Consider the following 23,333-nt stretch of genomic DNA (forward strand, 5'->3'; position numbering starts at 1 on the left):
AAAATTTGCGGTGCAAAGATAATCAATAAATTACAAGTTACAACCCGCATATCAAAAATATAATAAAAAAAGCCGACTTTTTGCCGGCTTCTTTACTCTAATATCTTAAAAAGAAGAATTAATAACCTTTTTCTTCGGCCATTTTTTCCATTTCTTCCCTAAAAATCTCTTCGTACTTCTTCTTATCATAGTCTATCTGAAGTTTTGAATTACTCGAAATTTTATTATTCATTGAGTTTAATAAATCTTCTTTTTCAACTTCAATAGCTACAAATGAACGGTATTTTTTATCAGGCAGCACACTCGATTTTTCACAAGCCACAACAATATTACTAATGGTTTCATCTGCAACTTCGCGAGTAAGGTTTTCAAATTTTTGCTCAAACTCTGCAGCCGATCCCATTTCCCTTTCATTAACATAACGGTCTGTTACCGACTTTGTATTTGATTTAATCAAGGTTACCAACCTTTGCTTTGCTAATAACAATGCTTTCTCTTTCGACAAACTTAAGTCACTACTTGTTGCCATAGAAAATGCTCTGAAATAATTTTTATCTGACTTTCCATTCTTTTCACATGGCAAGTCCTCTAATATCTGTCCTACTTCACTGTTTGAAGTTACAGCTTTTTTAGATTTACAGCTATAAGCACCAAATGTAAGGCATAAAGCCAAGGCACCAAGTCCAATAGTTTGTTTCAATTTCATAATGAATGTTTTTGGTTAATAAAACTATTTGCTTTTCAGTCAAAAAGCAAGCCAAAGTAAATATATAAAATTATTGTTTTAACTCTCCTTTAAAACTTCCTTAAACAAAGATATTTGCTCATCTGTACCTAAAACAAACAATTTATCTTCTTGTGATATTTTAATTTGAGGTGAGGGGTTAAATATATAGGTACCTTCCGGAGTTTTTAATCCCATTAAATTAGCGCCGGTCCTTTTGCGCAGATTTAATTCCTGGATGGTTTTCGAGGCACTTTGGTCACTCAAACAACTACATTCTATTTCCGTCAACTTCACTTCCCGACTACGCTGAAGCAGGATATTTTCGACAAACTCCACTACATCAGGTTGGGTAACCAGCTTTGCCATCCTTTGTCCCCCTATCCTGTCAGGCATTATTACATTTGTTGCCCCGGCATGTTTCAACTTAACATCCGACCGAAAGTCACTGGCCCTGCTGATAATCTTTAATTTGGGATTCATCTCCCGCGCGGTAAGCACCACAAAAATATTATCGGCATCATTTGGCAAGGCTGTAATCAATGCTTTGGCCTTACGGATCTGCGCCACGTCCAAAACCTCTTCAGAACTTGCATCACCCTGAACATACAACAATGTTGGATCTTCAAGGATGCGGCTAACCACATTATCCCGTTTTTCCAGGATAACAAATTTTTCACCATGCTCCTTCAGTTCCACACATGCCTGATAACCATTACGACCATATCCACAAACAATGATATGATCTTCCAGTTTAACAATCTTCTTTTTCACCTGATAAAGTTTATAGGATTGCTGCAAAGCACCTTCTACTACCAAACGGGTAATAGAGGTAATTACATAACCAAAAATTCCGAAGCTAAATATAATAAGAAGAACTGTAAATATCTTCCCTCCTTCCGACAACGGGTACACCTCCCTAAAACCTACCGTGGAAACGGTAATTGTAGTCATATAAAGAGCATCCACAAAGGAATAGCCTTCTATCAGGGCAAAACCTACCCCTCCTACCACAATAATAAAGAACAAAGCACCCACACCATATATAATGGTTCTGAAATTATCTAAATATGGCACTCTTTTTTTCACTCTATATCTTTAATGGATAACACCTTATGCCCAATATTACACAACAGGCATTTATTTTTTTTACAGTAATTCTTCGACAAATATATTAAAGCCTGAGAATCTCCGGCATTTTTCACCAACATTTCATTGTCTTTCCATTTATCAACGATGGCATTTCGCTCCGGTTTCATACGATTTAGCCACTCAAAAGCCCGCTCTTCAAACTCATGATTTTGAGTCACTTTACCATAGGCAAACAAAAATGGAATCAGGGTATTAATTATAATCAGATTTTTTGAGCTTTCGCCTAGTTTTCTACTACTTTTTTCACTTTTCTTATCCAACAGGTAATGCGTTTCCCAATATGGTGAAGTTTCTACACTGAGCTTATGAATAACGATATTCAGGTCTTTCTCGTTGATCAGTTCACCAAACAGACCCTTGATTTTAAACAACAAAGCCGCAAGCTGTGCAATACGTATGGTGGGAAAATTAGATGGCCGAAGTCGTAAAAATCGCCAGAGATGGTTATCAACACTTTTCAGACAATGTTTTCTGCTAATAAAATGATATTCATTTTGAAGATGAACCAAAACATCATCCGAAAATTCCTGATTTAAAAAACCTGCCTGTCCCAATAACAAGGCCTCTATTTTATTCAGGTCATCAGTATATTTCAACAGTACCGTAAGAGGGATAGAACTTGCCAGTAGCTCAAACGGATCGCTATTGACCCCAAAACCAAAACTACGAAACAGCAAACGATAAAAGGTTTCGTCCCAATTAGAGGTTGTTTGCTTTAACATAGCCTGTATCTGCAAAGCTCTTTGCTCCAGCCTTTCAATCAACATCCGTTGCATCCACATTGATTTTTCGAACAGACTTATCCCTGCAAGCTTCCCACAACAGGCAAGCCAGTCTGTTTTTTGGGTTAAGGACACATATTTTTGCCAGATAGTATCTGACCAACTAATCTTCAACACCGGGATATGTTCGCCATTTGTCCTTTTTGTTTCGCCAGTTCCATTTACCACTACATGCAATATCACGCTATCATAGGCTTTATCAACATCATGCTTATGTACATGCCAATCCATTAAATCGGTATGCACTTCCACATTCCCTGCCCAAAGCGTACCATTAATTTTTATTTTAGAGTTAAAAAAATCAGGGCCGGCATCTGCGTTAGATTCACCCGGACTAATAACTTCTATGCTTTGATTACATATAGTTGTGAGATTTTTCTGGTTGTACAGTTTATGTTTCCAGATATAGTGCAAGAATTCTTCTGTCATATTTTAAAAAGTTAAGTTCTCAACAGATTGTTACCCTGCTAATCAATATACGGACTATCAATTATAAGATCCAGGACATTGAGCCAGCTATTAATTTTTTAAAATACAAAAACTTATCCAAATTCGGGATGTTTTCGAATTTTTTCCCACACTTCTTCGGGTCGGCTTCGGGAAGTAGTCGGGATGTGTTCGGGAAGTGTTCGGGTCGGCTTCGGCTACGGCTCGTCATATACACCCGAACAGAAGGCGATTAGCAACCGATAAAAACCAGAAGTTGGTACGGAGTTGTCTTGGAACAGAACCGGACAGGCACAAACCCACGACCACACCTTTTACGCAAAGCTGACGAAACACTCAAAATAACCAATAAGACTTTACAATTGAAATCAGGAAATCACATATTTACCGGCAGCTTTATAAAAAAAAAGCCCCCGAATCCGGAGGCTTTTACTATAACGATAAAATATCTTAAATCAATCCTTTTTCTTTTAGCAACCCACTCATTTCCTGTTGAACTTCTTTGGCTGCAACTCCTGCTTTTTCTGCGAAATCCTTTTCTGAGCTTGAGTAAATAATTCCACGAGAAGAATTCACCAACAGGCCACATTTTTCGTTTAAGCCATTTTCAGCCACTTCTTTTAAGCTACCACCCTGAGCTCCTACTCCAGGAACCAACAAGAAATGGTTTGGAATAATATCCCTGATTTCTTTTAACTTCTCAGCTTTTGTGGCACCAACCACATACATCAGGTTTTCTTCAGTACCCCATTCCTTCGATGTTTTAATCACTTTTTCGAATAGTTTTTCATCATTTTCGGTTACATACTGAAAATCTGCAGCACCCTTATTAGATGTCAACGCCAGAAGAATCACCCATTTATCTACATGTGTCATAAAAGGCTTCACGGAATCTTCACCCATATATGGCGCTACTGTTACCGAGTCAAAATCCATGGTATCGAAAAATGCTTTGGCATACATATTTGATGTATTCCCGATATCACCACGCTTTGCATCAGCAATAATAAAAACATCAGGATAATTGTAGCGGATATAGTTTACTGTCTTCTCTAAACTATTCCATCCTGCAACACCCATACTCTCATAAAATGCCAGATTTGGCTTATATGCCACAGTAAATTCTTGCGTTGCATCAATAATTTCTTTGTTGAATGCAAAAATAGGATCCGTAGTCTCCAATAAAAAACGAGGAATTTTATTGATGTCCGTATCTAAACCAACACACAAAAAGCTCTCTTTTTTCTTTATGTTTTCAAATAGTTCCTGAGAAGTCATGCTATTTATAGTTTATAAAGTTTATAAAGTTTATAAAGTTTAAAGTTTATAAAGTTTTAAAGATTGTAAAGTTTAAAGTTTATAAAGTTTTAAAGATTGTAAAGCAATTTAAAGCTTTTTAATAAAACCCGATAACATTTTTGAAATCTCAATTGATTTTAATAATAATTGATCCGATTTATCTGATTGAATAATCTTTAGCTCTGAAGCCAGATGCAACATTGAACGCACCTCTGCACAGGATCCTTTAGCTACAAATAAGAAATATTTAAATTCTTTATTGCTTTTTCGCTCAAAACCCTCTGCTATATTATTCATAATGGATACAGAAGCCCTTTGCAACTGATCCTTAAAAGAATGATCATTTATACCTTTAATCTCTTGGTAGATTTCAACTGTTAAACATTTAGCTTTCTGCCATGCCAAAATATCTTCAAACTTATCGATCTTCATACAATATTTGGCATTAATAACTAAACTACATTTTACTTAATATACTTTCTACTTTATAAACTTTAAGAACTTTCTACTCCCTACAATTCACTCTCTTTTAGTCTTTCGGCGTTTTCTTCTACAATTAAACGGTCAATTACTCCTTGCAGATCACCATCCATTACTGCCGGAAGGTTGTATATAGTAAAATTAACACGGTGGTCGGTTACCCTACCTTGCGGGTAGTTATATGTACGGATTTTTGCCGAACGGTCGCCGGTTGACACCATTGTTTTTCTTTTTGAGGATATTTCATCCAAATACTTTTGGTACTCCAGGTTATAAAGCCTTGTTCTCAATTCGGCCATTGCCTTATCAAGGTTTTTAAGCTTCGACTTTTGATCCTGACACTGCACCACAATACCTGATGGGATGTGGGTTAAACGGATGGCAGAATAGGTGGTATTTACCGACTGTCCTCCCGGTCCTGATGAACAGAACTCATCCCTTCGGATGTCTTCGTTCCTTAATTCAATATCAAACTCTTCAGCTTCGGGCAACACAGCCACCGAAGCAGCAGAGGTATGCACACGACCCTGAGTTTCTGTTTGAGGGACACGTTGCACACGGTGCACCCCTGATTCATACTTCAGGATTCCATAAACCCCTTCGCCGGTTACATTGAAAACAACTTCTTTGTAACCTCCTGAGGTACCTTCGCTCACACTGGTCACATCTACTTTCCAACCGTGTTTTTCACAGTATTTGGTATACATACGGAACAAGTCTCCGGCAAAGATACTGGCTTCATCGCCACCGGTACCCGCACGAACTTCAACTACCGCGTTTTTTCCATCTTCAGGATCGGCAGGAATCAGAAGGAGCTTAATTTCTTCTTCCATAGCAGGAAGCTTATCTTCCAACTCATCCATCTCCATTTTTGCCATTTCCCTCATTTCAGCATCATCCTCTTCTTTAAGGATCATTTTTGCTTCGGCAATGGTTTCAAGGGCTGACTTATATTCATTATGAGCTTTAACAACTCTCTCAAGTTCTTTATACTCTTTATTCAGCTTGATATATTTCTTTGTGTCGGCAATCACTCCAGGATCTGTAATTTGATCAGAAATTTCCTGAAACTTGATTACAACGCCACCCAGCATTTCTAATAATTTATTTTCGGCCATTTGTTTTTATTTATATTTTTAGATAAGAGATTAGAGATATAAGACGACAACAAACCGTCTTAAAAAAACCAAACAACTTATATAAAACCAGATTGTGACATTCTATCTCTTATGCAAATAAACTCTATATTCTAAAACTTAAACTTTACACATATAAACACTTAGCTCTACTCCCTAACCCGGATAAACCTAACGAGTATCATGACTTACTTCTTATACTCCCTAATATTTTGCCATAAATTCACGAAAATTACAGCTCCGGAACTAAGAATTAGTACCTAAATGTACCGAACTCACTTTCGATTGTCAACTCTTTTTTATCACTCGCCTCGCATCTGCCCACAATCTGAGCATCAATATTGAAAGATTTACTAATTTCGATCAGGTCGGCTGCTATTTCTTCAGGAACATACAACTCCATCCTGTGCCCCATATTAAATACTTTATACATCTCATCCCATTCTGTACCTGACTGCTCCTGGATGGTTTTAAACAATGGAGGTACTGGAAACAAGTTATCCTTGATTACATGAAGGTTATCTACGAAATGCAATATTTTTGTCTGAGCTCCACCCGAACAGTGAACCATACCATGAATTTGTGAACGGTATTTATCTAACATGGCTTTTATTACCGGAGCATAAGTACGTGTTGCGGAAAGAACCAGTTTCCCGGCATCAATTTCTACTCCCTCAACAGCATCTGTCAACTTAAGTCCTCCGGAGTAAACCAAATCCAATGGAACTGATGGATCAAAACTCTCCGGATACTTCCCGGCAAGGTATTTTGCAAACACATCATGGCGGGCTGAAGTCAACCCATTACTACCCATTCCTCCGTTATACTCTTTTTCGTAGCTTGCTTTTCCTGACGAAGACAAGCCTACGATTACATCACCTGGTTGTATATTTTTGTTATCGATAACATCAGAACGCTTCATTCGGCAGGTAACTGTTGAATCAACAATGATGGTACGGACCAGATCACCCACATCAGCAGTTTCACCACCTGTTGAATAGATCATAACGCCCATCTCCCTTAACTCGGCAAGCAGTTCTTCAGTACCATTGATAATTGCAGAGATTACTTCGCCCGGAACCAGGTTTTTATTACGCCCAATGGTTGACGAAAGCAAAATATTATCGGTAGCTCCAACGCAAAGCAAATCATCCAGGTTCATAATCAAAGCATCTTGTGCTATTCCCTTCCACACAGAAACATCGCCTGTTTCTTTCCAGTACATATAGGCTAATGATGACTTTGTTCCGGCACCATCGGCATGCATGATGTTACAATACTCTTCATCTCCACAAAGAATATCAGGGATAATTTTACAAAAAGCCTTGGGATAAAGTCCTTTATCGATGTTTTTAATGGCATTATGTACATCTTCTTTAGATGCTGAAACACCTCTTTGATTATACCTTGAATCTGAGCTCACAAGAATTACTTTTACAATTTTCGGAGGACAAAAGTAATACTTTTTTGTCAGTTAACAATTATCAAAACTGGTCATTGGTCATTGGTTAATAGTCAGCAGTTATTTATTTGTGATTGAAAATAGTACGATAAGCTCCTCTGACAGAATCTGAGCATACATATTTAGTGTTGGCAAGAAAACTGCATTTATCAGAATCTTCACATAACCTCAACAGCAAACAATTATTGACCAGTAAAGCCAGATCCAATCACTGATCACTGATCTTCTGCATCGGTTTTTCAAGTACAATATCGTACTCAAAATCCTTATCATCTATCTCGCCCGACGTTGAGAATTTAACTTTTTGGTTTAAGTAACCTTCTGCAGCCACTAAAAACACATAATCAGTATCTGGTTTTAATTTTACCTTAAAGGTTCCATCGGCAGGGGCATTAATTTTCAATGTAGTTCCATCGCTGCCTATCAACCGGAGATAAGCACCCAAAACAACCTCTTCATTATTGTTCATAATGCTACCCGACAGCTCAAATTTTAATTTTGGCAGAATAAAGCTATACAAGTTATCAACACCTTTGGCGCTACCCCTCGACGAAGAAAATATTCCTTCCTCACTTTTCCCTTTAAAGGCAATGCCAAAATCATCAGACTCACTGTTTATGGGAGCACCCATATTAGTAACTTGCCATAATCCCTCTTCATCTATCTCCCCTTTAAAAATATCCTGGCCTCCAAAACCCACATGGGTATCCGAACTAAAATACAGCGATCCATCTTCCCTGACATACGGGAACATTTCATCTCCAGGAGTATTAATAGCAGACCCCAGGTTTTCGGGCTCACCCCATCCTTCTCCCGATTTATTGGTTTTCCAAATATCTTTTCCTCCGTAACCACCTTCCCTGTCACTCACAAAATACAAAGTATTGCCATCTGGTGAAATGGCCGGGTGGGCCACCACAAGGCTATCCAACCCAATTTGAATGGCTACGGGTTCTCCCCAGCGCCCTCCACTACGGGAACACACCACAATTTCAGCCCCCATTGGCTTTGTATTATCATATTTACACCTGGTATAATACAGCTCCTTGCCATCAGAACTCACATTAGGAGCCCCATCGTCAACCTGTGGCAGGTTTATCGGATCTTCAAACGCCTCTGGTTCGGACCACTCATCCTTGGCATCTATTTTTGAAAAATACAGCGAAGAAACGCCCTGTCCGGTAATTCTGTTTTTCCTTTTCTTTTTGCTTTCGGTTCGCATGGATGAAAAAACCACATAATCATAAGAATCACCAACAAAGGCAGGTGAAAAATCACTAAACTTACTGTTAAGCCTTTTAATTTTCTCTATCTGATAGCGTCCTTCCTTTGGTTGTTTCTGAAGCATCATACACGACGCCAGTCCTTTTTGTGCCCTGACATCTGCAGGAACCTCTTCCAGGTAGGTTTCATACTCCGGGATGGCTTTTTCAAGTTTCCCTGCCTTCCTGTAACTTTCTGCCATATAGAAACGGGCCTGACGCTCCGGATATTTATAGCGTATGGCCTTTGAATAGGCAGATGCGGCTTTGGTTGGTTTATTGGTAATACGATAACACTCCCCCATATAATAAGAGTACTCTCCTTTTATGTATTTATTCTTCTCGCCGGAGTAGGCCCTTTTAAACAATTCTGCAGCCCTGGTGTACTCACCTATTTCGTATGACTTTAAAGCTAATGACACTTTCTTTTTTCCTGAACATGCAGATAAAATTATAAGCAACAACAGCAGTAATATTTTTGTATCAAACAATCTTCTCATGGTTATTTATATAATCGAGCTGTAAAAGTAATATTTATTCAACTGCTAAAAAAACGCAGTATTGTGCAGTTTATTTTATTTTGCCATCAATAACAACGGTTGCTTTAGTGAACGAACATTACTTACACCCACCAATTTGATTTATAATTGGTATAATATATATTTGTACCTCTAATAGAGGGGAAAGGCATGGAGTATATTTTTATTATTTGCTTAGCTTTAATCATATTTTTTTCATTTTCACTGATTACTAAGGCTCACAAAACTTTATCAGAAAAGATTTTTGTGGCCTGGATTTATCTGCTTGCCATTACCGAACTCTCCTTCTTCTTAAACTCCATTGGGCTATTCAGGGACTACACACTGCTTTTTGCATTTATCTGCGACACCCACGTTGTACACGGAACCTTATTTTATTTTTATGCTAAAAGCTTTACCCATGCGGATTTTAAGTTTAAATACCGGCATACAATAAACTTATTGCCCTTTATTCTGATTTTTGGGCTCAAACTTTATTTTAATAAGGTATTGGGCGTGATGGATTGCTACGGAGCCGGATGCCTCCATGAGGGCAATGAATATGTTGATTTACTTTCGTTTTTAAAATTCGGTTTTATCGGGATATACTTATTCCTTGGGTGGCATGCAGTTCATGACAAAACAGTGCACAAAAAAGGGAAAGATACCCTGGAAAAAATCAGGGCTAACTGGATTAAAAATGTATCCATTGGGGTAATGATTATTTTCTTTTTCTCGTCTGGCTACAAAGTGCTGCACAGGTTAGGGTTTGATATTTTAGGCAATGATGTAACCGTTATCAACCTGATGGTTTCTTTCTTTATTCTGGTATTTTTATATATGGGCAATTCATATGCTTATATTTTTGTTGCCCCATACCAAGGCAAAGGCGTTGACCTTGACAAGGGCAAGAAATCAATTGAAACACTTAGCTCTCAAACCGGCGATGACTTAAACATTGACAATATTGACCAAAAATTTAAACTCATTGAGAAGTACCTGATCCAGGAAAAACCATACCTAAAAGGACAATTTACCGTAAGAGAACTTTCTGACAGCATACAGATTCCTCAAATCGAAATTTCCCAGATCATTCAAACCAAGAGCAATAAATACTACGCCGACTACATCAATGAGTTCAGGGTTCAGGCTTTAAAAGAAAAACTGGACAACCCTGCCAATGACAGCTTCACAATCCTGTCCATTGCTCTGGATTGCGGTTTTGCATCCAAATCGAGCTTAAACCGGATTTTTAAACACCACACAGGAATTACCCCTACTGAATATCGAAACATCAAACAGGGAATGGGGTGACTGTTATCAGTGAACAATGAGCAATGAACAATGAGACAATAAACAGTTGAAAACATCTTCCTTTTCAAACACCCCCTACAAAACACAATCGCCGCTTTAAAATACCCATTTAAAAACACCAACACCACCCTTAATCACACCTCCAACACCATCAAACACCTCTTTTATTTACAACCTCATATTTTTCATGTTCTTTTCGGCGTTTTTATATTCTATCTTTTCATTTTGCTCTCATTCAAAAAAAATTTCTTGATTTTTATCAACAAAACCATTTTATCCTATCCTCCTCTTTTTCAAACCATAGGACGTCCCATAATTTTTGGGTCTTTACAAAAAGGTACCATATTTTAATTATGGGGCGACGCACATTGCTTAATTCCACACCTTTACATTCGAACGATGAAGAAAGCATATTTATGAAGAAGTTTTTTAATAAAAATGGCGTAAGGACATTAATACAATTAGGTATTTTAGGAACAGCCATTTTTTGGTTAATAAGGGTTTTATTAGATCCTAATTTATATGTAGATTTTGAAGCCTATTGTCCAATGGGCGGGATACAATCATTATTTACATTTTTAGAAAACGGGGCTCTTGCCTGTTCCATGGCCGGAATGCAATTGGTTTTGGGCATTGTTTTAATGATTTGCGTATTGCTTTTCAGCAAACTATTCTGTAGCTACATTTGTCCGCTGGGAACCCTTTCTGAATGGTTTGGCAAAATAGGTCGCAAATATAAACTACAATTAAGCATACCTCCAACAGCCGATAAAGTATTGCGCTTATTTAAATACATATTATTAGCTGTTACCTTTTATTTTACATTATCCAGTAACGAATTGTTCTGTAAATCGTATGATCCATTTTTTGCCATTGTATCACGATTTGGTCATGATGTAATACCCTGGATGGCTATTGTTACCATTGCCATTTTGGCCATTGGTTCCACCATCATCCCAATGTTTTGGTGTAGATATGCCTGTCCGCTGGGAGCCATGTCTACTTTGTTCAAACATATTTATGTGGTAATTGGTTTAGTAATTGTGTATTTTGTTATACACATTTTTGAAATAGAAATAAGCTGGATTTATCCACTGATTGCACTATTTGTTACCGGCTACTTTTTTGAAGCCATATTGCCGGAGAAGAGTAAGAGTTTACAAATGTTGAAGATTACCAGAAATACACACTCCTGTATTGATTGCGGCCTTTGTTCTCAAAAATGCCCACAGGGTATTGATGTGGCTTCGCTTGAAGTGGTAAACCATGCAGACTGTAACCTTTGCGGCGACTGTGTCAGCAACTGTCCGGTAAGCAACACCCTGCTCATCAACAACAAAAACAGCTTTAGGTGGATGCCAATAATTGCCCTTGCAATATTTGTGCTTGGTGGGTTATACCTGGGCAGCAAACTCGAAATACCCACCGTTAACATCAACTGGGGAACCGAAGAGCAACAAGAACGAAGCAATGTAGTTGAATATTCCGGATTAAAAAACGTAAAATGCTACGGTAGCAGCATGTCGTTTGTAGGACAAATGAAAAGCGTTCCCGGAGTGATTGGAGCTGCAACCTATGTCAACTCACATAGCGTAAAAGTTTGGTACGACACTACTGCAACCACCTCGGCTGCTGTAAAAAAAGCATTATTCAGTCCGGTTCGTGTACATGTCAGAGATGCTGTAAGCGACTCATTAAAAGTGGCCATCATTGATGCCAGGGTATACAATTTCTTTGATCAGATGGATGTATTTTACCTGGATCATATTGTAAGAGCCGATGGCAACATACTTGCCTTTGAATCTTCGTTCGGTGAACCTGTAAAAATCCGTTTCTATGCCGATTACAACATCAACACCGACTCGCTAAAGAACAGCATTGAACGCAAATACATCACATTAAACAGCGGAGGCAAGGAATACCAGCAAAGTTTAAACTTTGAGGTTGAGAAAATAACAAAAACAAAGGAATACACCTCTGGCATTGACCTGAAGAAAGGCATGTTCCTAAGCTATAAACGCACATGTAACAACTACAAGAGTTATCCAAAAGATCAGATCTCATACTTTGAAATGACTTTTGATACATACCCGCGCAACGAACAAATGATGCAATACATGATTAACCATGTGGCAAAAAAAGACACTGCTGTTGTAGGTATGGTAACTTTCTTTAAGGATGCACCAACATTACGGGTGTTTTATGTAAAAGACAAAACTGCACCCCAGGAAATTGCAGACCTGATCACTGCAGAAAAATTTACCATTACATACGACAATGGCGTAATGGATCAAATGGACAATCCTTACACTTTTAAATAAGATTTTTCAAGCTGGTTTATATCAAACCACTATCCTTTCCCCACTTTTAGTGATTGTAGGTGGTTCGATATAAATCTAGCTTTGCTCCCTGAAGGGAAATAATTCTCAATATTATTTATTATAACCTTTTAATTTTTTAAAGATGAAAAAATTTTACTCTTTAATGGTAGCATTGATGATAGCTACAGCAGGATTTGCACAGATTACTTTGGTAAAAGACATTGAACATGGAACCGCAGGATCTGGCCCAACTGAACTAACCGTTTTTGATGGCAATATTTATTTTAAAGCAGATTACGCATTCGATGCAAATGGCAATGATGTAATAGATACCGAAGAAGATTTTGGGATTGAAGTAGTAAAGTCGGACGGAACAAAAGACGGAACGGTGTTATTAAAAGACCTAAAGGAACTAAGCGGCAATTCTTCTCCAAATGGCTTTTTTGTATATGGCGACTATTTATATTTCAATGCCAATCCAGGAACTTATGGAGCACTTAAAACAGATGGTTCTACTGTAAGCGAAGCCACCACAACCAATGGATTTGGCATTGTAGGTCCAACATTATTAAATGACCTGTGCTATTACAGGCATACTTATACTGCTGACGGTATTAAAAATGAACTTTTCCAATACGACGGAACCAATAACTCAGCAGTAGCTTTAGCAGCAGGTACTCCAGAAGAATACATATATTCATCAATTGGATTCAACAACAAAATATACGCTTATATGTATTGGGGCGATGATTTAAATGTTATAGGAAAAGAACTATATGCCTATGATCTGGAAAATGACTCATGGGAACTAATAAAAAATATTGGAGAAGATGATTCAACAAGTGACCCTGCTGTTGTGGCACATGGTGATATATCCAACTTCACAATTCTTGGAGAAAAACTCTATTTTGAAGCTTTAGGTTTTGTATGGGAATCTGATGGTACAACTGAAGGCACTACACAGGTAAATGACATTTCTGCTATTGCTGGTACAGGAAGCTTTTATGTTTGGAATGAAGTATTATACTTTGAAGGTGACAACGGAACTGATGGCGACCAACTATACTCATATGACCCATCGATGGGAACATTAACCCAATTAAGCAATATCACCGGCGATCACGACCCGATTCATTACGCAGCCCCAGGTGACGGATACCTGTATTACACCGGAAAAAATGCGGCAGGAACAGTTTTGTTATACAGAACTGACGGAACTTTGGTTCAGGAACTTTATGGTTCAGAACCTTTTAACAGCTTTGATGACGTAGTGGCTATGAATGGCGTATTATACTTTGAAGCAACCGATGGTTCTGTTGGTAAGGAACTTTACAAACTAGACCCTGCTACAATCACTGTTAACGACATAGTTACCGGCATTGAAGAAGAGCTATACGCTAAAAGCTTAAGCATCTACCCTAACCCAACAGATGGTGTTATCAACATTGCAGGCTTAGAAACCGTAGAGGCTGAGTATACTTTATACGATATTGCAGGAAGAACTGTACAAACAGGCATTACTACAAGCCAAATCACTTTGGATGTAGCAACAGGCATCTATATACTTGAAGTTAAAGACGGTAATTATACAACCACACATAAAGTTCAGGTTAAATAATAATTGTGTATATTAAGCTAGTGTCAAGTCAGGTATGAACTTCCGGATCATGCATGATTTGACACTAATAGGCATCTATAACAAAAAAGTTCTATAATAAAAGGGATAACCCTGATTGGTTACCCAGGATGCCTTCCGTTTCCTTTCCTACCTTATTATCTTCAATCCTTCCCAAAGTACCAAAAGCCTTTGTGCTTTGCTCTAGTATAAACAAACTTTATGATTGGCCGTTGATGAACACACCATTCATCCGGTAGTCAATTAAAGAAAACTAATAATTCATGAAGATATTCATAAGCATACTATTTACAGCACTACTTCTTGCCTCTAACCTTATGGCACAAGAAGGAAGAATTATCAAAGGGAGGATACTGGACTCTTCCGATAACACTCCCCTGCCTGGTGCCAATGTTGTAATACTCCCATCATACAAAGGAACTATTTCAGACATGAATGGAGAATTTGTTCTGGTTATTAAAAATCCCGAAGCTCAAAAACATGAACTGATGGCTACCTTTATTGGTTTCAACACAGTAAAAGTACCTATCACTTCAGAAAACTATTATGAGATCAAACTGAAATCTTCAGTTAACGAGCTGCAACAGGTAATTGTTACCTCATCATATGGAACAAAAAAACTGAAAGAAGATGTGGTAGGAAGTATTACTAACATACAGGCCAAAGACATACAGGTAGAACAAGCTTTTGAGAGCGTTGACAAAATGCTGGAAGGACAAATTGCCGGGGTAAACATTGAAGTAGGTACCTCACCCCTCGATCCTGTTAAAATAGATATCCGGGGACAGGGAACTCTAACCCCTACCAGCAACGCCGTATTGACCACTTCATCTCAGCCCCTTATCATTGTTGATGGCGTTATCTTAACTGAACAAAAAGGTATCGACAACACCATGTTTGATGGCAGCGGAACCTATTCAGAAGATTACCAGAACCCCATTGCCAACATTGCGCCTGAGGATATTGCATCTATTAATGTACTCAAAGATGCTGCTGCAGTTAGTATTTATGGTGCCGACGGTGCCAACGGGGTAATCCTTATCGAAACCAAGAAAGGGAAAACCGGAAAAGTTAGTTTCCAGGCATCAACACAGCACGGTGTTTCTGAAGCCGTAAACCGGATTAAATATCTTAGCGGAGAACAATATACCGAGGTTAGAAATGCCTACCTTTCAAACACAGGAGCCGATCCCATAGCATACAACGGAATTGATACAGACTGGTATGATTTGCTGAACAGAAACGGGTCTTTCCACAAGTATTACGTTTCTGCTTCCGGAGGGTCTGACCACCTTACATTTAGAATTGGCGTTAACTACCTAAAGAACAACGAACCTCAGGATGGAAACTATTCGAACCAGTACCGCATAAGTTCTGCGTTTAATTACAAAAACAATAAACTACGGGTGGGACTTAGCTTTAACCCGAGCATTACCGAAAAAATTAATCCAAACATATATTATTCGTATGCTTTTGCTCCCAACCTCCCTGCATACAACCAGGATGGCTCTTTTGCTCCCGTTGGAGTTACCGGAATGGCAAACCCTTTGGCAGCTCTTGAACAAAACAGGAACAAAACGCACACAAAGGGCATCCTTTCAAACCTGAATGCAGAATTTGATATTACACCCCACTGGAAAGCCCAAACAAGTTTTGGACTGGATTACACCGACAAAGAGCAAGACCGCTATTACTCAGGAGAAAACGAAAGCGGACAACTAAACGGGACTTTTGATCTTAATGGAATAACTTACCCTAAATGGGGACGCCGCCTTATTAATTACAGGGAGTCATTGGGATGGAACTGGACCGGAACCACCTCATTCACCAAACAACTTACCGAATTCCATTATTTTGATCTGACAGTTGGCATGGAATTAAGGGAAGAAACCATAGATGTAGCGCGCCATATGGGTACCGGGTTTATCAATCCAAACACAGTTAATCCGGTGTCGGCCGCCTTACAGGATGATGACCCGGATACTGCAGAAGATGACACTTACAGTAACCAAAGTTACAATTCTGACAAAGACAGCAAATCCCGGGTTTCGTTTTTGGCCCAGTTCAATTACAATTTTAAAAAGAAATATTTCTTACTGGCCAATTTCAGACGAGATGAGAGTTCAGTTTTTGGAGACGATTCTGACGTTGCCTACAATGGGGGTGTCGGGATAGGCTGGGTTATATCTAAGGAAAACATGCTAAAAGATATTAGCTGGATTGATTTCCTGAAGCTGAAAGCAAGTCTGGGATCAACAGGAAACTCCCGCATTGGTTCCTACCGTTCTAAAGGCCTGTACTCTTTTAACGAAGACCCGGAAGGTTACAACCAATTACCATATGCAAACCCTGGCACAGCCCCCAATAGCAAGCTAAGCTGGGAAACTAATATTAAGTACAACCTTGGCATCGACTTTAACTTTTTATCGAGGTTTACCTTAACAGCCGAATATTTTTATGATGACATAAAAGATATGATCTCAAATCGCGATGTACCTTCGGGAACGGGCTTTACTTCTGTTCAGATCAATGGTACAAACATGGTAAACAAAGGCGTTGAAATTGCATTAACAGCAAGGGTTATAGACACAAACCCTTTTAAATGGAACCTGAATTTTAATATCGCCACCCTTACAAACGAAATTACATCGGTAAAGAATTTTGGCGACGATTTTTCAGCAGCAAGCAGGGCTACTGCCATAAAACAAGGCTACAGCACCTCAACCATCTGGGGAGTTAATTGGGTAGGAATCGATCCTGCAACAGGTCGCGATCTGGTTTTAAAGAACGGACAAATAATGGATGCAAGAACCTATTATGAAAACTATGAAACATCAGAAGCCGAACCCATTGGCAATACCCAATCTGATTTTTATGGCGGTTTTGGATCTACTTTTTCGTATAAAAACAAACTACGTCTTAGCATCAGGGGATCGTATAAATATGGCGCCGACAAAATGGTTAACCGCGATTTGATTTCAAACTACCGCATTACAACCAACAGAAACCTTAGTGTTAACGCATATGATTACTGGAGAGGTCCGGGCGACATTGCCACACAACAGGCTCCTACCAACAACGAACAGATATTATTCAATTCGAGTAAATACCTGTACGATACATCACATATTAAAATCAGCAATGTCAGCCTATCGTACAATGTGCCGGTTCAAAATTTCAATATAGGATTTAAAAGCCTAAGCGTAAACTGCAACGTTACAAACCCTGCAGTATTTTATAAGGTAAAAAGTCCCAAAGGGAAAAACGGCATTAAAGAATTTATGTACACCTACCCACAGGCCAGAACCTGGACTTTGGGTTTAAAGGCTTCATTTTAATAAAATTTCAGAACGATGAGAAGGATTATCATATATTTTATCACATTAATGATCACCTGTCCGGCATGTGATAACTTTTTGGAACAGGAACCCGGTACACAAACGTCCACCGATGAAATTTTTTCCTCGTACACTGGGTATAAGATGGCGTTAAACGGCTGCTATTACAGTTTGGAAGAGCTGCTCACCGGCGTGCGCAACGCTGTTTATGCCGACGCCCTTGGAGGGAATATAGCATTTACACCATCAAAAACCAACTATGGCATTTCTGTACCTACATTTATTGAAAACATATATTCGTTTGCCGATTTGGCCGATGACAGCGATATGGATTTGGTTTATGATGATTTTTATGGCATCATTAATGCCGCCAATATTATTCTGGACAGAATCCCGGGCCTTACGGATGCAACAGACGATCAGGTATCACAACTAAAGGCAGAGGTTTTATGCATCAGGGCAATATGTCACTTTTACCTGGCTCGCTATTATGCCCAAAACTATTCATATACCGCAGATGCTTCCCACCCCGGAATTATATGCAACACAAAAGTACAACAGGCCGGAAAAGATTATCCAGCAAGAAAAACAGTAAAAGAAACTTACGACATTATCATTACAGACCTGCAAACTGCATTGAACAGCTTTACCCCGGAAAACATATTAGCCGGGCCTGTGTATTCCTATTTTAACAACAACTCATGCAAAGCTTTGCTGGCCAGAGTGGCACTGTATGCACAAAACTACCAGCTGGCACTTGATTATGCCAGCGATGTTATTGAAAACAGTGGCATTGCCCTGCTGGGAAAAGACGATTATATTCAGGAATGGGAAAAACCCAACACCCCGGTTTCTGAAATCATTTTTGAACTATCGGCAAAAAAAGATAACCAAGGCAGTGTAAAAACAACGAATACCCTTGCCGCCCATTTTGGGGTATTGCCTGATAACGATGAATTTAAAGACTATTGCGCAAGCCCCGACCTGTTAAACCTGTTTGACGAAAACGACATCAGGGGCAAAGGAATGTACACTGAAGCTTCCATAGAAACCATTGTGGAAGGAGAAACTGAAACAGCGTTTCCATCTTATTTTTTCACCAATAAATTTCAGGACAATCCGGGAAACCCTGTATTAAGGATGAGTGAGATGTACTTGATACGGGCAGAAGCATATGCCCGTTTAAACGAAACTGAGAGTGCATTAACTGTGTTAAATACATTAAGGGCAGAAAGAGGTGCATTGCCTGCCACAAACACAGACAACATTTTAGATGAAATATTTACAGAGCGAAGAAAAGAACTTTGTTTCGAAGGTCATTTATTCTTTGATATTGCCAGGTTCCATAAAAATGCAGAAAGGTATTCTGGTTGCATAGCCACTACATGCAACCTCAACTATCCATCATATTATTTCATCCTCCCGATCCCTAAAAGCAACACTGATTTAAACTCAAATTTAGAACAAAATGAAGGCTATAACTAAAATAACAACCCCGCTGTTTTTGCTCATTGCTATAATTTGGGGATGCGAAGACTCTGACAAGATTATTGGGGAAACCATTTATAACGGTCCCCCATTCCTGCGCTTTTACCTGATCACCAACAGCAATGGTGAACCTATTGGAGAGGGCGACAGGCAAATAGGCAAAGAGCCCAGCGAAGAATTGGTGTATCACTCACTAAAACCATTAAAAATACCGGTATCACTTACATATCCGGGTTTAAACAAAGATATCAGCGCTGATTATACATACAAAACAGCCGGCGATTTCAGCGATTTTACCATTGAGCCCACAAGCAAACTGAATTTTAGTGCCAGTAACCTGTACGACACCATTACAGTGTACTTTAACCAAAGGTGGGAAGCCGGAACAGAAACTACTATAAATTTTGAATTGGCAACATGCAGCGACAACACAGTTTCAATAGGGCACTTAAATAACTTAACCCAAAACAAAACGCTTGCTGTATCGTTAGGCGATGTATATACAACGGCTACCTTCTCCTCCAATCGTATAGAAATTACTGGCAAGGCAGGTGAGCAGGTTGAGTTTGAAGTGTTGTTAGACAACGGCTTTCTCCCTGAAGAAATTGAAGGACTGAATTTATTTAATGAAGCCAAAGGCTTTGAATATACACTGGAAAAAGTTATTGAAGATGGCAATTACGAAAGCATCAAATACATAATGACCCTGACCGAGGATATACAAAACGATGATGTTGAGTATATTTCCACTTTAAAAATCAACGAAGAAACACCATATCACCCAACAGGCAACAGCACCATACAGATAGTTAAGCCTTTAAACATACCAAGAGACAATGCAGTTTTTACGGCCTCTAACTTTTACAACCTAAACGATCCTTATTACAGGATATATGGCGAAAACTGGATGTGGCATTCCGCAGACCAGATTTGCAAATGGGTAGCATGGAATGCCTTTGCATATCCTGTAGTTGTTGACAAAAGCCATCCTAATGCTGTATTATACAGCAACAATGGCACTCCTGAAGAAGATGATGATATTTACCACCATGCCTTCCAGGTTGGGTTCAACAGCAGGGAGCCTGAACGAACCATTATAAATTCATTTAATTTAAGAAGATGGTTTAATAACGAATCAAGTAATCCAGGGAACTCACCTGGCTTTAACATCACAAAAGCCATGGAATTTTATCCCAAAGACGGGGTAAGCGAAACAGAAGGAACAGTGCTGGTTATTTCGCAAAATATAATCATAAGAAACCTGGATGGTAAAAAATATGAAATCGCTATCTCCGGCAATGGCACATACAGCGAGATTTCTTCAGGCTTATTTGAGATCATATTAACCTTTAAAGCCTACAATGAGGAGCTATTTGGCGGAACCCAGATCTCGTATTACCGTATGTATAACAACAGTAGCTACGGAGGCGATCCTGAACCGTTGAACGAAGGCTGTATTGACGTGATTGACCTGTAGAAACACATGATTTTACCCGGGGTGCCACTTTAAAAGAGCTCCGGGTTTCTATTTAAAATAAAAAGAAACAATGAAAATATTCTATCTATTGATGAGCCTGTTGATTTTAGGCTCTATTTCAACCAAAGCCGAGGACGAAAAAAAAACTAACGGCAACGGCAAAATTAAGCCCTACGAAAAGGTAATTACCAATGACTTTACCACACAATCGGGCATGTTTACCGTACATAAAAGCGAAGACAAACTATATTTTGAGATTCCGGATTCTATTTTCATGCGTGAGTTTTTAATGGCCTCACGTATAGCTAAAGTAAGCAACCCCTCAAAAGGGAAAGGATACGCCGGCGAACTCAGGCGAAGCCCTACCGTTTTCCAATTTTCACACGACGATAAAAACGTTTACTTGTTAGTACCCAATGTAAAAGACGAACTGGGAGATAAAAGCAAGAATATTAAAAATGCATTTGACAGAAACTACCTGACCCCTGTATTGCAAACATTCCCGATTAAAACTATTGGAAAAGACAGTGCTTTGGTTATTGATGTCACCGATTTTTTTGCCAAAGAACTCCCCATTATTACTCCTTTTGCCAGCAAAGGGAAACCCGGAAAACTAGACAAGGAAGCTTCGTTTTTGGCAAAAGTTCAGATATTTGAAAACAACATAGAGTTGCAATCCTATTTTAACTGGAGCACCAACTCAACACCTTACCTTACCATGGTAAACCGTTCATTGGTTTTGCTCCCCAAAAAACCCATGATACCGCGACTAAGCGACAGGAGGATCAACTATTTTAATAGCGGCAAAACCTATTACGAAGACAACGGCTCAACCTCAAGAAAAGAATCGTACATACACAGGTATAGGTTAGAACCTAAAAAAGAAGATATACAAGATTACCTGGCAGGAAAATTAGTAGAACCCCAAAAACCAATTGTTGTTTATATTGACAACGGTTTACCCCAGCGGTGGTTCAAATATGTAAAGCAGGGAATTGAAGACTGGCAGCTTGCCTTTGAAGCCATCGGTTTTAAAAATGCCATTATGGCCAAACCATTCCCCAACGATCCGGATTTTAATCCCGATAACCTGATGAACACTACCTTTAGGTATGTACCCAATACCACCATCAACGCTCAGGGAACAAGATGGACTGATCCGCGATCAGGAGAAATTATAAAAGGGGATATAATCTGGTATGGTGATGTGATTCAGAAGCTGCACGACTGGCGTCTGGTTCAATGTGGCCAGGTTGAAGAAGAAGCCCGCCAAAAAATGTTTTCAGATGAATTGATGGGACGATTGATCCGATATGCTGCAGCCCATGAAATGGGCCACACCTTAGGATTTGAACACAACATGAGGGCATCCTATGCCTACCCGGTTGATTCGTTGCGCTCAGTTACCTTTACAAAAAAATACGGCACTACCCCATCAATTATGGATTATGCACGTTACAACTATATAGCCCAGCCCGAAGATAAAGGAGTTGAACTAACCCCGCCCCCCTTGGGTGTTTTTGATATTTTCGCAATCCAATACGGTTACAAATGGCTGCCCAATATCAAAAAACCTGCTGATGAGTACGAAACACTAAACAACTGGTTCCTTGAAAAAGCTGATGACCCAATGTACCGTTTTACACCACAGTTTGCCATGGGCATTTCCGGCGACCCTGCTGCCCAGGCAGAGGCTTTGGGCGATGATGCGGTAAAGGCAGGTGCTTATGGCATGAAAAACCTGAAGTTTATTATGCACCATTTAATTGAATGGTGCACAGAACCCAATCAGGAGTACGATTATCTTCGCCAGATATACAAGGAAGTAACCAAACAACATTCCCGTTATCTGGAACATTGCATGTCGTACATTGGAGGTGCTTATCAGTATTTTGGTGTAGAGAGAGAAGGTGTGCCTTTATTTACTCCTGTCCCCAAGGCCAAACAACAAGAAGCCATTGCATGGGTTGTAAATGAATTGGCAAACAGCCAATGGCTTGCAAACAAAGATATTGAGGACCGCCTGGGTTCTTTACGTAACGATTACTACAAACAAATAGCAGAGTCGTTCGACAGAATGATGAGTGGCTTTTTCTTTCAGCGCATTGAAACTTATCGCCCGGAGTATTCCTCTGAAGAATATTTATCGGATATGAGCGAACTGATCTGGGGCCTTAACAATGACGGTAAACTAACCAATACCGAAATGATCCTTCAACAAGCTTATGTGCATAACCTGATTAGCATGACCTATTCGTCGAAACACCACCTGACACAACCCGGCTCAGACAATTTGTTTGGTGATAATTTTGATGGATCAGATGCGCTTACCTCGGGTAATGCAGCCAAAATTAATTACGTAGATCATTTTATTGTGATGGCTTCATTAACAGAACTAAACAAGGCTGAGAAGTTTGTTAAAAGCAAAATGAAAGGAACCAACAAAGCGCATTATGCATTGCTTTATAAAGCCATAATGGTTAATAAATAATACTTA

15 protein-coding genes are annotated in these 23,333 nt (G+C 39.1%); 7 read left to right on the forward strand and 8 right to left on the reverse strand.

Annotation, left to right across the window (positions count from 1 at the left end):
* Positions 1 to 118: 118 nt before the first annotated feature.
* The 8 genes from OM074_RS00110 to OM074_RS00145 form a co-directional block, all read right to left on the reverse strand.
* Entirely contained in the window at positions 119 to 706 is a 588-nt protein-coding gene (locus OM074_RS00110) for a hypothetical protein (protein WP_301197227.1), read from the reverse strand.
* A gap of 78 nt (positions 707 to 784) precedes the next feature.
* Positions 785 to 1,813 (reverse strand): potassium channel family protein, encoded by a 1,029-nt coding sequence (locus OM074_RS00115; RefSeq protein ID WP_301197228.1) that lies wholly within the window; start codon positions 1,811 to 1,813, stop codon positions 785 to 787.
* Entirely contained in the window at positions 1,810 to 3,087 is a 1,278-nt protein-coding gene (locus tag OM074_RS00120) for a DUF2851 family protein (protein ID WP_301197229.1), read from the reverse strand. Before OM074_RS00120 ends, OM074_RS00115 begins: the two co-directional genes overlap by 4 nt.
* 468 nt (positions 3,088 to 3,555) lie before the next feature.
* The gene (gene pyrF / locus OM074_RS00125; RefSeq protein ID WP_301197230.1) at positions 3,556 to 4,383 is read right to left on the reverse strand and encodes an orotidine-5'-phosphate decarboxylase; all 828 of its coding nucleotides are present in this window, start codon (positions 4,381 to 4,383) and stop codon (positions 3,556 to 3,558) included.
* A 108-nt stretch (positions 4,384 to 4,491) separates the two neighbouring features.
* A complete protein-coding gene (locus tag OM074_RS00130) occupies positions 4,492 to 4,836 on the reverse strand; it encodes a four helix bundle protein (protein ID WP_301197231.1) in 345 nt (114 codons plus the stop codon).
* 80 nt (positions 4,837 to 4,916) lie between these two features.
* Positions 4,917 to 6,002 (reverse strand): peptide chain release factor 1, encoded by a 1,086-nt coding sequence (prfA, locus tag OM074_RS00135; RefSeq protein ID WP_301197232.1) that lies wholly within the window; start codon positions 6,000 to 6,002, stop codon positions 4,917 to 4,919.
* Between the two features lie 271 nt (positions 6,003 to 6,273).
* Entirely contained in the window at positions 6,274 to 7,443 is a 1,170-nt protein-coding gene (locus tag OM074_RS00140) for an AIR synthase related protein (protein WP_301197233.1), read from the reverse strand.
* A gap of 247 nt (positions 7,444 to 7,690) precedes the next feature.
* Entirely contained in the window at positions 7,691 to 9,244 is a 1,554-nt protein-coding gene (locus OM074_RS00145) for a tetratricopeptide repeat protein (RefSeq protein WP_301197234.1), read from the reverse strand.
* A gap of 285 nt (positions 9,245 to 9,529) precedes the next feature.
* On the opposite strand from OM074_RS00145, the gene OM074_RS00150 reads away from it, so the two are divergent.
* The 7 genes from OM074_RS00150 to OM074_RS00180 all read left to right on the forward strand — a co-directional run bounded on the left by OM074_RS00150 (position 9,530) and on the right by OM074_RS00180 (position 23,327).
* Entirely contained in the window at positions 9,530 to 10,576 is a 1,047-nt protein-coding gene (locus tag OM074_RS00150; protein ID WP_301197235.1) for a helix-turn-helix domain-containing protein, read from the forward strand.
* Positions 10,577 to 10,992: 416 nt separating this feature from the next.
* Entirely contained in the window at positions 10,993 to 12,897 is a 1,905-nt protein-coding gene (locus OM074_RS00155; protein WP_301197236.1) for a 4Fe-4S binding protein, read from the forward strand.
* Between the two features lie 142 nt (positions 12,898 to 13,039).
* Positions 13,040 to 14,515 carry a T9SS type A sorting domain-containing protein gene (locus OM074_RS00160; RefSeq protein WP_301197237.1) on the forward strand — a complete coding sequence of 492 codons (1,476 nt, stop codon included), beginning with the start codon at positions 13,040 to 13,042 and terminating at the stop codon, positions 14,513 to 14,515.
* A gap of 281 nt (positions 14,516 to 14,796) precedes the next feature.
* On the forward strand, positions 14,797 to 17,871 hold the full coding sequence (locus OM074_RS00165) for a SusC/RagA family TonB-linked outer membrane protein (RefSeq protein ID WP_301197238.1): 3,075 nt from the start codon (positions 14,797 to 14,799) through the stop codon (positions 17,869 to 17,871).
* A 15-nt stretch (positions 17,872 to 17,886) separates the two neighbouring features.
* Positions 17,887 to 19,356, forward strand: a complete 1,470-nt coding sequence (locus tag OM074_RS00170) for a RagB/SusD family nutrient uptake outer membrane protein (RefSeq protein ID WP_301197239.1) — start codon at positions 17,887 to 17,889, stop codon at positions 19,354 to 19,356.
* The gene (locus tag OM074_RS00175; RefSeq protein ID WP_301197240.1) at positions 19,340 to 20,836 is read left to right on the forward strand and encodes a hypothetical protein; all 1,497 of its coding nucleotides are present in this window, start codon (positions 19,340 to 19,342) and stop codon (positions 20,834 to 20,836) included. Before OM074_RS00170 ends, OM074_RS00175 begins: the two co-directional genes overlap by 17 nt.
* Before the next feature lie 70 nt (positions 20,837 to 20,906).
* Complete coding sequence (locus tag OM074_RS00180; RefSeq protein WP_301197241.1) at positions 20,907 to 23,327, forward strand: zinc-dependent metalloprotease; 2,421 nt, start codon at positions 20,907 to 20,909, stop codon at positions 23,325 to 23,327.
* Positions 23,328 to 23,333 lie beyond the last annotated feature (6 nt).

It is taken from the genome of Plebeiibacterium marinum (assembly GCF_026013615.1).
Classification (GTDB): Bacteria; Bacteroidota; Bacteroidia; order Bacteroidales; family Marinilabiliaceae; genus Saccharicrinis; species Saccharicrinis marinus_A.